The organism is Chamaesiphon sp. OTE_20_metabat_361 (assembly GCF_031364565.1).
This window is the reverse complement of the sequence record NZ_JANLWO010000789.1, coordinates 1-12513: the sequence shown is the minus strand read 5'-3', so window position 1 is coordinate 12513 and position 12513 is coordinate 1. Positions and strand designations below refer to the sequence as shown.

The following is a 12513-nucleotide window of genomic DNA, read 5'->3' as shown; positions in this document are numbered from 1 at the left end:
ATAACTAATGCTAATCCTGACAAAGCTAGTCACCTGCGCTCTTTAGGCAACAATACCTTCGGGTTTGAGGATTTACCAGGTAATTTAGGAGTTTCCGATAATGACTTTAATGATGCTGTATTTCAGATAAGCTTCAAAGTGAGCTGATGCTCGGTAACTCCCTCTAGATAGGCTCTGTAGAAGTTCTCAGGTCATCGATATTAGCTAATTACTATCCAAATAGCGAATATCGATGACCGTACCGTTGAAGTTGTAATTAAGCTGGTCGATTTCGACCGTAGAACCGATCTTCATTTTAGTATTTCCCAAGACTAGCCCCTCTTTAGTTTTCTGACCTTTGCCTGTAACTGTGACGATCATATCGACACTATAAGAATCCGGACGGGGATCTTTGAGCGCCTTGAGCGAACCGTCTGACTGGGGTACGGCGAGAGTCCGATCGAGTTGGCGGACTGACTTGATATCGACTTGTCCGGCTGGTTGATTGCGAATTACAAAACTCAGCTTACTACCCGGACTAAACTGGGTCATCAACGATTCGGGATTGAGGACGTTTAACCCTCGGACGATCACGTCTGCTTCTACGGCTTGAGGCTTATCTTGACCGTTAATGCGCCCCGAACTTCCTGGCGAAATAAATATCCCAGCCACCACAAATAATATGACTAGGGCAGCGCCAAGATCGAGAAGGCTGACCTTACCAAATAATCTACCTTGGCGATCGAGAATAGACATAAATACTCACGTTTACGGGGCTACATTCCAACTAGACAACAGATTAAGTGTCAGTCTACAGTTAGTATACAGCGATCGGTGGCGATCTAATTAGCTGCCTAATCCCTAGTGGCAACTTCCTCATTTCTGAGCACCGAATTGAGCGCCCAAACATGTTCGACTTCCATCTGCTGATGCTGGCAAGTATCTTCCAACAACTTATGTTGAGACAAAGCCTTGCGGAGGGTGACGATCAACTGCTGCACTCGTTCGCGGACGATCGGATCGCGATCGGCGGTCATGATGGTTTGACGTTCGAGAACTTGTAAAATCAGTTCGTAGTGGACTAATGATGGTAATTTAATGCGATCCATGAATATGCCTTCACCCGATGCCGCACAGGTCGGTGATTGATTAAGTGGGTAGATTACAGCGGTAACTATGCCGTAAATAGCTGAAGGATCGCTTGTCCGGGATCTTCCTGCTTTATTAAGGATTCCCCAATTAGGACAGCATTAGCTCCAGCACTAGCTACTATTTTAAGATCTTCAGCAGTAGATAATCCCGATTCACTGACGATCGAGATGCCGCGATCGCGGATTTGCGCTCGTCGGGGGGCGAGTAATGCCGCTGTATTGTGTAAATCGACACTAAAATCGGCGAGGTTGCGGTTATTAATGCCAATCAGCTCGACACCATCCAAGCTCAAGACTCGATCGAACTCCTCTTCAGTATGTACCTCAATCAGCGCCGTCATCCCCAGTACCCGCACGATCTTCAGAAAATATTGCAAATCCACATTATCTAAGATCGCCGCAATCAGTAGCACTGCGTCGGCACCATGAGCGCGCGCATAGTAAATCTGATAGGGATAAATCACAAACTCCTTACACAGCAACGGTAAATCTACCGCCTGTCGCACCGCCGCTAGATTCTCAAAACTACCCTGAAAGAACTTGCGATCGGTTAATACCGACAAACAGCTCGCACCCCCCCGCTGGTAAGCCTTGGCAATCTCCACCGCATCAAAATCAGCCCTAATTACCCCTTTACTCGGCGACGCTTTTTTCACCTCCGCAATCACCGCTGGCTGGGTTTTCCCTTGCTTAATCGCCCCCAAGAAGTCCAATGGTGCCGCCATTGCGGTGACTTGCTTTTTCAACTTCTCCAGGGGGATCTTGTCTCGCATCACGAGGACTTCCCGCTCTTTATCCCACACGATTTCTTCCAAGATATGTGCGGGTTTGCCATCGGGAACGACTATTTGATACTCCAGCGGGCCAACATTGACAGATGAACTAGGCGGACGACGACGAATTTTCATGATGAGATGGGAGATGGGAGATGGGAGATGGGAGGTGGGAGATAGTTGAGATTGGTACTTCAATTTAGCTGCCACAAAGTTCTCCACGATTGAAATCAAACAGATCTAGAGAGTAAAGTTTAGAGGATCTAGGATCGGGCTTACGATCGAACATAATTCTCGATCGAGGGCTGAATCTTCAGGATATTAATGAAGCAAACTCCTCTAAGACTGAAGACATACTCTAGTGTAGACAACTTTACTACTCTACCCCCTCCCATCTCCCATCTCCCATCTCCCATCTCCCCTAAAGACTTGACACAACTCGATCGCGTGCATTTGCAGCGTAGACGTAGCTTCACCACCGCGTTTGAGACTATATTCCAAATCTAAAAGCAGGGGGAGACTAGCAGCCAGTCGATCGGCGGTGGTGGCTTGCAGTTCTTGCTTGATGAAAAATAGGCGTTTGGGGTTGCCTAAGCCAGCGGCGGTAGCAATGACTCGATCGTCCTTTTCACCGACCTCCAGGAGCATTTTCACCCACAACCAGGTACGAAATTGACCGATAAGGGTGGCTACTATTTTGAGTGCGGGTTCGTTGCGATCGATTAATTCGGCGACTAGTTGCAAGGCAGTCCCGACATCACCTTGCCGAATCGCCGCCGCCAGTTGCAGACTATTTTGAGTATTGGCAACAACCAGACTAGCCACCATCGATCGATCGATCGGTTGTCCCGAGCCGCCAGCTAAGAGCTGAAGTTTATCCAATTCTAAATATAATTGGCGCGTATTATTGCCAACCGATTCGGCAAGTAATACGATCGCCGCTGGTGCAATTTCCAGACCTAACTCTTTGGCAACAATCTGGACGCGCTGCTGAAGTTCTTCCGTTTTCCACGGTGGGATTAAACCAAATTCTTGAACGTTAGCATATTTGTGAATTACTTTCGTGGACTTCAATCTCCCATCGGGCTTGTTTTTGCTCGTGAGTAATAGAATTGTTGTCTCTGGAACTTGTGGTAGCGTGCGTTCTAGCTCCGCGAGTAGCCGTTCCGAGCACTGCTGCATCAATGTCGTATCCATCAACCACACCAACCGCTTGCCAGAACCAAATGGTGGCGTCATCGCTGCATCTAAAGCCACGATCGCCGCATCTTCCCGATCGGGCGCAATCTTTTCATAATTAAAGCTCACCCACGCCGGATCGATCGCCGAAGACTGAATCTTATTTACTGCTTTAGCGATCGCAAAATCATCATCGCCCCAATACAGAATTACTGTCATTTGATTAACATAAAGTGGTTTAATTCGATTTTTAGATTACTTGTATAGATTGGTGCAAATATTAATTAGATACGTCATGTTTGAAGTCAAACTGGTAGACAAATACTCACCATACGCGACCTACACGACCTAATATAGGCAGATCGGCATAATTATTTTAAATGCTAAAAACAACCTGAAACCTAGATGGTGGGCAGTGCCCACCCTACTACAAGATATCTACGCTCCGCACAGATCGAACCTTACGCAGGAGAGTTTGAGAAGGCGGCGACCGAAATCACGCGGAGGGAACCTCCGCATGTGTTTCGGTCAAGACAACCCCCAGATCCGGGTTTTGCCCCCACTAGGAAAATCGCAACTGACGGATATACAACTTTTGCCGCTTCGCTTAGGACAATAACCCCATAAAAAACTTACTTCAAAAAAGCAATCGAACCCAACGCGCATTCCAATTCTTGAGTCGATCGAGCGCACTAACTGACGGTAACTTCCCACCCTTATCCTCCCACTTTTGAACCAACGCCAAACCCAGCGGCGTCAGCCGAAAACTATCAGTCAAACCTTGTCCATCCACTTCCCGCCGCAACATGCCAACTTGAATCAGCCAGTTAGTAGCTGTCTCGACATTTAACTCCGAGAGCGGATAACGGGTATAACCAGCATTCACACCAAGAGCGCCTGCTAACTTGGGTACTGAGACACCCTCCCAGCGCAGTTTCGCAAACAGAGCTAGGTGAAATGGCGCACAGCGCAGAGCTAATTCGGCGCGATCGACAGTTTTGGCTGGGTAGGAGATAATCTTGCCAGAAGTAGGAGTAGCAACCACGATCGCAACGTTGAATATAAATGATTAGATCTATTCTAACGCTTTGACCGATCGCGCCAAGATAAATGGCTGATGCTCTGGATCTATTAAGTATGGGAAATTAAGTAAATAATGGCAATCGCTCCTCGTGCAACGATCTCGATCGCACTTGGAGCTAGCTTTACCATTATTCAGGTTTACTTGGCGGCTGACTCCATCTGCCAAAAGTTTGCTGCAATTAGTCCACTTCACCCACATAACGATCGTGTCTAGCGACGAAACACCGCAAGTCCCTTTTCCTTGGTCGGCATTTTTGAGTCAGCCAGTTTTCCATCCCCGACATAAATTAATTTTAGATCCGACGCGATTTAGAAAAAGCTATCAAGTTCGCCTGCTCGAAAGTTGCCTTCACAAGCAGCTTTCAGCTACTAGACATCGAAAACTCAACTGATAGATTTGACAGCTTAAGTTCGTTCGCTACAATCGTCACCAAAATCGCCCCGACTCGCTGAAGTTAGGGCGGTTTTGTATGTTGGCAATTAATTTTAATAACCCGCTGGCTGACGGAAGCCGCCGATCGCGTTGTCAATCTCTTTAGCGATCCCGAGTAACTCCATCTCGCGCCACCGTTTACCGACGATCTGCATTCCGATTGGTAAGCCGTTTTGAGTTTGCCCGGTCGGAATTACCACCGCTGGCTGCCCGCTCAAATTAAATGGCAATAGATAAATCCCATTAGCAACGGCATGAGGATAAGCTCTCCCATCAAGATCGATGGCGCTCCAAGCCGGACGATGTGTAAATGCTGTCGTTGCTGCCACCGGACAAACCCAGACATCCAAAGGCTCCAGAGCTACATCCATCGCCGCAACAAATAGATCGCGTTCCGTCAGTGCTTGAAAATACCCCTTCAGACTTGGATTTAACATTGTCGGTAAAAAACGACTGTAATTGCCGAGGTGCCGCAGTTCTCTATCCCCCTGAGTAGCATTCTGCCACAACAACTCGATACTATGCCGCAGAGTGTAAAGATCGGCTGGCTGAGCATATCGATTCACATAAGCAGCCAGCCGTCCGTAGAGATCGAAAATTTCTGAGAGATTAAACTTCGGAGGCATCCATCGCTCCACCTTGGCACCTGCGGCAGTTAACTTATCGGCACTCGCTACCATCGCCGATTTTATCGCTGTTGCGACGGGAACTTCTGCCCATTCATCACTCCAAGCAATTTGAAGATCTGCCAAGGATTTGCCTGTAGGGGTATCTAGTGGCACTGGTGGTACATCAGGACGACGCGGATCGGCACCAGCAACGATTTCAAAGCAGAGTTGGAGATCGGCGATCGATCGCGCCAAACAGCCGACAGTCATCATTTGGCGCAGACAGATCGGCATTCCTGGCACTTCCGGAATGACTCCCGCTGTTGAAATCCGCCGCTCGGTAGGTTTGAAACCATAGACGCCGCAGAAATGCGCGGGTTGGCGAATCGAACCGCCAAAATCATTACCTAAATCTAACGGTGAAAGTCCCGCCGCCACCGCTGCCGCACTACCCCCAGAACTGCCGCCCGGTGTATACTCCAAGTTCCAGGGATTATTAACGCGCGGAAACACAGAGTTAGTACTTTGATAATCTCCGCCTAATTCTGCTAGATTACTTTTACCCAAAACGATCGCCCCTGCCGCCTTTAGCCTTGCCACGATCGTCGCATCTTGCGGCGGCAGATAATCTTTGAGCGGGATATAACCCGCCGTAGTCCGCAGATTTGCTGTTTCAAAGATATCTTTAACCGTAATCGGTACGCCATGCAGTCTGCCCCAGTTTTCGCCGTTATCTAAAGCCGAATCGGCTGCCTGCGCTCTCCTGCGAGCATGTTCGGTATCTAAGGTACAAATTGCATTGAGCAAAGAGTTATGCTGAGAAATCTTGGTGAGATAAGCTTCAACGACTTCTAGCGATGAGACTTGACGCTCGCGAATCATCCGAGCAAGCTGATGAGCAGGGGCAAATGTCAGATCGGTCATGCGCAAAGTCCTTCATTTTTGAGTAAAGTTAACTATATTCACTTTTTAGTTAACTATCTTAACTTAATTCTACGAGCTGTCAACTCTCAATTCTCAATTCTCAATTCTCAATTCTCAATTAAAAAAATGGGTCGTCCACTCAAAGAAAATTCCTTAACGCCGCAAGATGTTATCACTGCGGCGATCGATTGCCTCGATCGAGAAGGCGAATCGGCACTGGGCGTAAATCGAGTCGCGCGATCGCTGGGGATTAAGCCCCCTGCTATTTACAAGCATCTAGACGGCAATGCAGGGCTACGACGGGCAGTAGCCCTAGAAATTTGGCATAACTATCTGACAGACTACCAACGTCAAACTACCGATGTTACCGAACCGCGTGCATTACTGCTCATTGGCGCACAGGCTACCCGCAACTTTGCCCACCGTTATCCAGCTCGTTATACCGTGATGATGCAATATCAATTGCAGCCCACCGATCCCGAAGAGGCTAAAATTATTTACGACTCCTTACAGGTGCTCAAAAAATCGCTGCAACTATACGAATTGAGCGACGATGCCCTAATCGATGTAATGCGAATGGTAAATGCCGCGATTTATGGCTTTATTATTAGAGAGCAATCGGAACTAATGACGCTGCACCGCGATCCTGCTGCTAGCTACGAAGTCATGCTCGATGCCTTACTCGTGGCGATCGACTATATTCGCCACAGTGACAACCGATCGAGCTAGCAGGGTGGGGTGTGTCACTGCAAATCCTGACACCCCAATTCAATCTTCGAGATGACTTGACTATTCATCTAGCACCAGATTTTTCGGCATCTAGAACCTCATATGAACAATACGCCTTACCACCAAAAGCTTTATTTGCAACTTTTCGATCTAATTTCTCCTAGCTTATTCATCTAGCGCGAATCGATTTTATAAATCCCTCAGCAGTGGAATTAAGTCTCTGGTCGCATCTTCGTGAATTAAAATGCGAAGATTCATGACTCAGGTAGAAGGCTGTCGATTAATTGTTGTCTTTGCTGCTGACACCATTCGTCTGTAGCTTCGACTGTCCGATCTTTTCCAAGTGTGGACTTTAGCAGGGCATTAACTTTCTGTTTAGCTTGACGTTCTTGCTCCTGTTCGACCAACGCCGTTAGAAATTCATCAGGAGTAGCGTATGTACCACTGGAAATCTGTCGATTCTCCAAAAAGGAGACGCTACGCGAACGATATAATCCTTCACTGCTTCGGGTAAAGCGATCGTAAGGTAGGTCATGGGTTCAAAGGTTGAATCGGATTATTTGAATTATAACTTATGACTTAGTTGCTGGATGGATATTCATCTCCGTCTAGGTTTCAGGGGATTCTATTTCGATCGATTAGCGATCGATCTCAGCTATTGAGATTACCTGCTTCGAGCGCGGTTATGCCAACAAGTGAATGAATAGCGATCTGTAAAAATCTAAAATCATTGCTCCGTCAGGATTTGCTCGCAGGCAGTGCCCACCCTACATTTCTTAGTCAACTTTTTATCTCGCTGTCGGATAATTTCGCGGTCGTTATTTGAAGCACTGGAATGTAATGATTCCGTCCCCTTCCTGCACCTCGCGTTGTTGGAAACCTCCAAAAGTTTGAATGTTTGAAAAGCCCGCCTTTTCCAGCAGAAGAATTAGCTCGTGCATTCCATAAAAACGCATTTTCATCGGCGTGAGCAAAGTTTCGATAAGACAACCTTCATCATAAACCTCGTATCGAACATGAACCGTTTCGATTTGGTTCAAATGTTCAACTGTGGCTGCGCGGCTGACCAGAACTGAACGACCATTGGGCAAAACACCTTGACGACTTAACTGCCACGCGCCAAATACGGAATTATGATGAACCCAAGGAATCGCCATGTCCAACAAAAACTGTCCGCCCTCCTCCAAGTGAGCATGAATAAAGCGGAGTACTTCAAACGCCTCGTCTCGATGAGTGAGAAGCGCAAACGAAGAATAAGTCAGCAAGATTGTGCAATAACGGTGGGACAAGCGGAGTTCATGAGCAAACTGCTCATAAAGCTCTGGATTCAGACCCTCTGCCTCGGCGTTAGATTTGCATCGCGCCAACATTTCGGGCGAAGAGTCTGTGCCATCAACCGTAAAACCCTGCCGGAGAAGGGGAAGCAGCACGCGACCAGAGCCGCACATTAATTCCAAGACGCGACCAGGCCGCTGTCGTATCAACTCTGCATAGAAAGGAACATCATTTAGGTTTCCTTCCGGGTGAAATAGTTCATACGCATCAACAACTAATCCATAATAAACATCGTCGAACCGCTTTTTACTCATGGTTACAAGAGAGTTGCGCGCCGTCGCATTGAGCGTAGCGAGATAACTATTCATTATACGGAAAGTTTCCGCCTATTCTTTGAAAAAAGGTGTGATATCTAAAAAAATATAGGCACAGAGCTGGCTAGCGATTTCAGTCTTTCAGGATGGAAGGGCAACATGGGTTAAATCGATCGATAATATAAATGTGTCTATCTGTCCCTCGCTTATGCAACCGCCTCACGCCGCCAAGCTAGCTTACCAGATCGAGATTCATGGAGATACGATCGTCGATGACTATTTCTGGCTGCGCGATCGACTTGGGGTGCGCTTGCGGATTCGAGATCGTCCGCAGGTGATGTTCACAAATCAAGCCTACTCGGAGCAAAATTTGATGGCTCGATCTCGCTAGATAAGTTAGCGTAGCCGCGCTTTTGCGGAGGCAAACGCGAAGCTGAACGAAGTAGGTAATCGAGCCAAGTCATAAATCGACCCAATTTTCCAATTTTAAACCAGGAATTTGTTTAAAATGACGTAAATTTCTGGTTACTAACGTAGCTCTATTTGCGAGAGTAATACTCGCAATTAATAAATCTGCTCTCCCAATTTTGCGAAACTTAGAGATTTCACGCAATCTATCGAATTCGAGCGAAGCAGCGCGCTCTATCGGGATGATTAATAGTTCGTTTAAAAGTGTCTCTGTCCGAAATAAAAGCTCTTGTGCTTTGAGTAAACTTACTCCAGATTCAGCTTTGATAAGATAATCGATCCGTCCGCGTAAAATTTCAACTTTGGTGACAATCGTAATTCCTACTTCTGTATCTACTACGGATGTCAATCTCTCCAAGACATTAGAATTTCCAGCATGAAGATGTGTCAGAGTATCAGTGTCTAGCAAATACATTAATTAGATCCCTACATTGCCATCGATTTCAGGACGTTCTCTGGCTTGATAAATTGATTCTCTCAATTGAGGAAGAGATTCATCATCTGCTAACACACCTGCTTGAGAGCGTAAAATCGAATTACCATTCTTGGCACGCAACCAATCATCGATCGCCGATTTCAAAAATCTCCAATCATTTTCAATTTTTCGACCAGGAATATTACCTTTTGAAGCTAGACTAGCAACTGTTTCAATCGATAATCGTAAGTAACTTGAAGCCTCTTCTAATGTTAGAACGTCAGGAATAGTAAGTCTGTCCATAATTTTTCAAAATTATTGTGCGGTTGAACCTTAGACTCAGCCTTGCTTTCATTGTAGCAAATATCTCGATTACCTCTCAGTGCGGCTACGCCAACAAATCTGGCTTTTTACCGATCGATCGTAGCTAGACATCAAAAAGAAGCGATCGAGTAGGGACGAATTTACTTCGCCGTTAAATCGATCGATAATATAAATTAGATGTTTATCTGTCACTTGCTTATGCAACCGCCGCACGCCGCCAAGCTAGCTCACCAGATCGAGATTCACGGAGATACGATCGTCGATGACTATTTTTGGCTGCGCGATCGAGATAATCCGCAGGTGATGGAGTATCTTAAAGCCGAGAATGATTACACTGAGCAAGTATTACAGTCACATGCCGAACTGCGGGAGAGTTTATTCCAAGAGCTAAAAGCGCGAGTCAAGGAAGACGATCTCAGCGTACCCGTCAAAAAGGATGGTTATTACTATTACTCCAGAGTGGCGGCGGGTAAGCAATACGCTATTCATTGCCGCAAACATGGCGATCTAAGTAGTCCTGAAGAAATCATCCTAGATGAAAATCAACTGGCTGAAGGGAAGCCTTATTTTCAGCTTGGCACATTTAGCATCAGTCCCAACCATCAACTCTTGGCTTATGCCGAAGATACCGATGGCTCGGAGACATATACGCTGCGGATTAAAAATCTGGTAACAGGCGAGCTACTGCCAGAATCGATCGCGAATACTTACTACTCGTTAGAGTGGGTAAATGATAACCAGACTTTCTATTACACCGTTTTGGATGAGAACTTACGCCCTTATCGGCTGTATCGGCATACATTAGGACAACCGATCGATCTCGATGAACTAATCTATGAAGAACAGGATTCACAGTTCTTTGTCGGTTGTGACAAATCCCGTGACGATCGCTATATTTTCCTGACAACTGGCGGTAAGATTACCAGCGAACAATATTTTGTTTCAGCCGACGATCCTCACGGTACGTTTTCGATCGTCACACCCCGCCAGAAGGGGCATGAATATAGCATCAGCCATCATCAAGGCTATTTTTACATTCTCACCAATGACAACGCCCAGAACTTCCGCATCATGCGAACGCTGGTAGCGCAACCCCAGCAACAGTACTGGGAGGAATATATCGCCCACGATCCCGATCGATTAATTGAAGGAATTGATGAGTTTAAAGATTACTTGATTATCAGCGAACGCTATCAGGGTTTGGGACAATTACGCACTGTTGAACTCCAGAATCAAACGTCACATTATCTGGAGTTCGACGATCCGACTTATCTAGTATTCGGTTCGTCTAATGCGGAATACGATACGCAGGTATTCCGATTTGGCTATACCTCTCTAGTCTCGCCGATGACGGTATTTGAGTACGATCTGCGATCGCGATCGAAGACAATTCTCAAGCAAAATGAGATTCCTGGGGGTTACGATCCGAACCAGTACCATTCCGAGCGAATTTTTGCCCGTTCTCATGATGGGGTAGGAGTGCCGATCTCGATCGTTTATCGCAAGGACTTTAAGCGTGATGGTACGCATCCGCTCTATCTTTATGGCTATGGTTCCTACGGTGCCAGCCTAGATCCAGGCTTTTCCACTAATCGACTCAGTTTACTCGATCGCGGCTTTGTCTATGCGATCGCCCATATTCGCGGGGGTTCGGAGTTGGGGCGACACTGGTATGAGTCGGGTAAGTTCTTACAGAAAAAGAACACCTTTCTGGATTTTGTAGCTTGTGCCGAACATCTGATTGCCGAAAAGTATACCAGCGCGGGCAATATTGCCATTGCGGGTGGTAGTGCGGGTGGGCTGCTAGTCGGTGCAACGATTAATCTCAAACCCGAACTATTCAAGGCAGCGATCGCTCAAGTACCATTCGTAGATGTGCTGAATACGATGCTGGATGCCGATCTACCCCTGACGCAGTTGGAGTACGATGAGTGGGGGAATCCTGCCGATGAGGAGTATTACCGCTATATCCGTTCCTATTCCCCTTACGATAATGTCGAGGCGAAGGCTTACCCACACTTATTGATTACGGCGGGTTTGAACGATCCGCGTGTGACTTATTGGGAGCCTGCTAAGTGGACGGCAAAATTGCGAGATCTCAAAACCGACGATAATTTACTCCTGCTCAAAACCAATCTAGATTCTGGACATGGCGGCGCATCGGGACGCTATGAATATCTCAAAGATATCGCGTTGGAATATACTTTTTTGCTGACTGTTTTCGAGAAAGTGAGTAATGGATGAAATTATGCTTCCTGTGAATTTTCTCTCAGCCAATCTGCCAATAAAGATTCGGTGACAATCCCATCTGCTACCTGCTGCATCGTTACAACTACCGCTGGCTCTGGTACGATTAGCCGCCAGCCATTCACCTGTAGAAAAGTAAACATCACCATAAAAGCGGTACGCTTGTTACCGTCAATGAAAGCATGATTTTTGGCGATGTCGTAGCCATAGGCTGCTGCCAAAGAAAATAAATCCGCCAGCGAATAAGAATAGAGGTTTTGCGGTCTAGCTAATGCTGACTCTAGCATCCCAACATTTAGTAATCCGTAGGCTCCCCCATGAGCGGCAATCTGGTCATCGTGGATAAACTGGGCAATCGTGCCACTAATCCAGATTGGGTCAGCCATCGGCTAGTTCTCTCATGGCATTCCGATACTGGGAAGCCCCTAGCTTATAGGCTGCCATTACTTTATCAAAGTTGGGATCGTGAATGACTAATTTGATGCCATCATCAGTCACCACCAAGTTCAGAGTGTCTCCCTCGACTAATCCTAAGCGATCGAGGACTTCCTTCGGAAAGCTAGTACCGATCGAATTCCCTACCTTTCGTAGTTTGACTTCCATACATTTGC

Annotated in this window: 18 protein-coding genes; 5 read left to right on the top strand and 13 right to left on the bottom strand. The window is 46.7% G+C overall.

Annotated elements, in window-relative coordinates; genetic code table 11:
- Positions 1–147, top strand: a complete 147-nt coding sequence (locus tag RMO35_RS25450; protein WP_396135713.1) for a DUF4114 domain-containing protein — start codon at positions 1–3, stop codon at positions 145–147.
- A 57-nt stretch (positions 148–204) separates the two neighbouring features.
- Here RMO35_RS25450 and RMO35_RS22410 read toward each other — a convergent pair whose 3' ends face one another.
- The 5 genes from RMO35_RS22410 to RMO35_RS22390 form a co-directional block, all read right to left on the bottom strand.
- Entirely contained in the window at positions 205–735 is a 531-nt protein-coding gene (locus tag RMO35_RS22410; RefSeq protein ID WP_309744478.1) for a DUF4330 domain-containing protein, read from the bottom strand.
- A 98-nt stretch (positions 736–833) separates the two neighbouring features.
- Positions 834–1088 carry a DUF5340 domain-containing protein gene (locus RMO35_RS22405; protein ID WP_309744476.1) on the bottom strand — a complete coding sequence of 85 codons (255 nt, stop codon included), beginning with the start codon at positions 1086–1088 and terminating at the stop codon, positions 834–836.
- Between the two features lie 65 nt (positions 1089–1153).
- A complete protein-coding gene (trpC, locus tag RMO35_RS22400) occupies positions 1154–2038 on the bottom strand; it encodes an indole-3-glycerol phosphate synthase TrpC (protein ID WP_309744474.1) in 885 nt (294 codons plus the stop codon).
- Between the two features lie 246 nt (positions 2039–2284).
- Positions 2285–3301, bottom strand: coding sequence for a DNA polymerase III subunit delta (holA, locus tag RMO35_RS22395; protein ID WP_309744472.1), 1017 nt, complete (start codon positions 3299–3301; stop codon positions 2285–2287).
- A 418-nt stretch (positions 3302–3719) separates the two neighbouring features.
- A complete protein-coding gene (locus tag RMO35_RS22390) occupies positions 3720–4127 on the bottom strand; it encodes an Npun_F0494 family protein (RefSeq protein WP_309744470.1) in 408 nt (135 codons plus the stop codon).
- Between the two features lie 127 nt (positions 4128–4254).
- Between RMO35_RS22390 and RMO35_RS22385 the strand changes: the two genes are divergently transcribed.
- Complete coding sequence (locus tag RMO35_RS22385) at positions 4255–4557, top strand: hypothetical protein (protein WP_309744468.1); 303 nt, start codon at positions 4255–4257, stop codon at positions 4555–4557.
- Positions 4558–4651: 94 nt separating this feature from the next.
- Here the strand turns inward: RMO35_RS22385 and RMO35_RS22380 are convergent, their stop codons facing one another.
- Positions 4652–6130 carry an amidase gene (locus RMO35_RS22380; RefSeq protein ID WP_309744466.1) on the bottom strand — a complete coding sequence of 493 codons (1479 nt, stop codon included), beginning with the start codon at positions 6128–6130 and terminating at the stop codon, positions 4652–4654.
- On the opposite strand from RMO35_RS22380, the gene RMO35_RS22375 reads away from it, so the two are divergent.
- Positions 6101–6859: a TetR-like C-terminal domain-containing protein gene (locus tag RMO35_RS22375; RefSeq protein WP_309744464.1), complete on the top strand. Its 759-nt coding sequence runs from the start codon at positions 6101–6103 to the stop codon at positions 6857–6859. The two genes, RMO35_RS22380 and RMO35_RS22375, sit on opposite strands and share 30 nt — an antisense overlap.
- 254 nt (positions 6860–7113) lie before the next feature.
- On the opposite strand, the gene RMO35_RS22370 is transcribed toward RMO35_RS22375, so the two are convergent.
- Positions 7114–7326 carry a hypothetical protein gene (locus RMO35_RS22370; RefSeq protein WP_309744462.1) on the bottom strand — a complete coding sequence of 71 codons (213 nt, stop codon included), beginning with the start codon at positions 7324–7326 and terminating at the stop codon, positions 7114–7116.
- Positions 7327–7677: 351 nt separating this feature from the next.
- A complete protein-coding gene (locus RMO35_RS22365) occupies positions 7678–8502 on the bottom strand; it encodes a methyltransferase domain-containing protein (RefSeq protein ID WP_309744460.1) in 825 nt (274 codons plus the stop codon).
- Between the two features lie 154 nt (positions 8503–8656).
- On the opposite strand from RMO35_RS22365, the gene RMO35_RS22360 reads away from it, so the two are divergent.
- Positions 8657–8839 carry a hypothetical protein gene (locus RMO35_RS22360; RefSeq protein WP_309744457.1) on the top strand — a complete coding sequence of 61 codons (183 nt, stop codon included), beginning with the start codon at positions 8657–8659 and terminating at the stop codon, positions 8837–8839.
- Between the two features lie 69 nt (positions 8840–8908).
- Here the strand turns inward: RMO35_RS22360 and RMO35_RS22355 are convergent, their stop codons facing one another.
- The 3 genes from RMO35_RS22355 to RMO35_RS22345 all read right to left on the bottom strand — a co-directional run bounded on the left by RMO35_RS22355 (position 8909) and on the right by RMO35_RS22345 (position 9847).
- Positions 8909–9331, bottom strand: a complete 423-nt coding sequence (locus RMO35_RS22355; protein ID WP_309744456.1) for a type II toxin-antitoxin system VapC family toxin — start codon at positions 9329–9331, stop codon at positions 8909–8911.
- A 3-nt stretch (positions 9332–9334) separates the two neighbouring features.
- On the bottom strand, positions 9335–9634 hold the full coding sequence (locus tag RMO35_RS22350) for a helix-turn-helix domain-containing protein (RefSeq protein ID WP_309744454.1): 300 nt from the start codon (positions 9632–9634) through the stop codon (positions 9335–9337).
- A gap of 69 nt (positions 9635–9703) precedes the next feature.
- Positions 9704–9847: a hypothetical protein gene (locus RMO35_RS22345; protein ID WP_309744452.1), complete on the bottom strand. Its 144-nt coding sequence runs from the start codon at positions 9845–9847 to the stop codon at positions 9704–9706.
- 6 nt (positions 9848–9853) lie between these two features.
- Here RMO35_RS22345 and RMO35_RS22340 point away from each other — a divergent pair, with 6 nt between their 5' ends.
- Positions 9854–11899, top strand: coding sequence for a S9 family peptidase (locus tag RMO35_RS22340; protein WP_309744450.1), 2046 nt, complete (start codon positions 9854–9856; stop codon positions 11897–11899).
- A gap of 2 nt (positions 11900–11901) precedes the next feature.
- Here RMO35_RS22340 and RMO35_RS22335 read toward each other — a convergent pair whose 3' ends face one another.
- Positions 11902–12288 (bottom strand): type II toxin-antitoxin system death-on-curing family toxin, encoded by a 387-nt coding sequence (locus RMO35_RS22335; protein ID WP_309744448.1) that lies wholly within the window; start codon positions 12286–12288, stop codon positions 11902–11904.
- Positions 12281–12513 (bottom strand): AbrB/MazE/SpoVT family DNA-binding domain-containing protein (locus RMO35_RS22330; RefSeq protein ID WP_309744446.1); only part of this gene is annotated, 233 nt, incomplete at its 5' end. The genes RMO35_RS22335 and RMO35_RS22330, both read right to left, overlap by 8 nt.

Bases quoted from the DNA above. Each gene is read 5' to 3' on its own strand.
- RMO35_RS22410 (WP_309744478.1), bottom strand. From the start codon at position 735: ATGTCTATTCTCGATCGCCAAGGTAGATTATTTGGTAAGGTCAGCCTT.
- RMO35_RS22405 (WP_309744476.1), bottom strand. From the start codon at position 1,088: ATGGATCGCATTAAATTACCATCATTAGTCCACTACGAACTGATTTTA.
- trpC (WP_309744474.1), bottom strand. From the start codon at position 2,038: ATGAAAATTCGTCGTCGTCCGCCTAGTTCATCTGTCAATGTTGGCCCG.
- holA (WP_309744472.1), bottom strand. From the start codon at position 3,301: ATGACAGTAATTCTGTATTGGGGCGATGATGATTTTGCGATCGCTAAA.
- RMO35_RS22375 (WP_309744464.1), top strand. From the start codon at position 6,101: ATGAGCAGGGGCAAATGTCAGATCGGTCATGCGCAAAGTCCTTCATTT.
- RMO35_RS22380 (WP_309744466.1), bottom strand. From the start codon at position 6,130: ATGACCGATCTGACATTTGCCCCTGCTCATCAGCTTGCTCGGATGATT.
- RMO35_RS22365 (WP_309744460.1), bottom strand. From the start codon at position 8,502: ATGAATAGTTATCTCGCTACGCTCAATGCGACGGCGCGCAACTCTCTT.
- RMO35_RS22360 (WP_309744457.1), top strand. From the start codon at position 8,657: ATGCAACCGCCTCACGCCGCCAAGCTAGCTTACCAGATCGAGATTCAT.
- RMO35_RS22355 (WP_309744456.1), bottom strand. From the start codon at position 9,331: ATGTATTTGCTAGACACTGATACTCTGACACATCTTCATGCTGGAAAT.
- RMO35_RS22350 (WP_309744454.1), bottom strand. From the start codon at position 9,634: ATGGACAGACTTACTATTCCTGACGTTCTAACATTAGAAGAGGCTTCA.
- RMO35_RS22340 (WP_309744450.1), top strand. From the start codon at position 9,854: ATGCAACCGCCGCACGCCGCCAAGCTAGCTCACCAGATCGAGATTCAC.
- RMO35_RS22335 (WP_309744448.1), bottom strand. From the start codon at position 12,288: ATGGCTGACCCAATCTGGATTAGTGGCACGATTGCCCAGTTTATCCAC.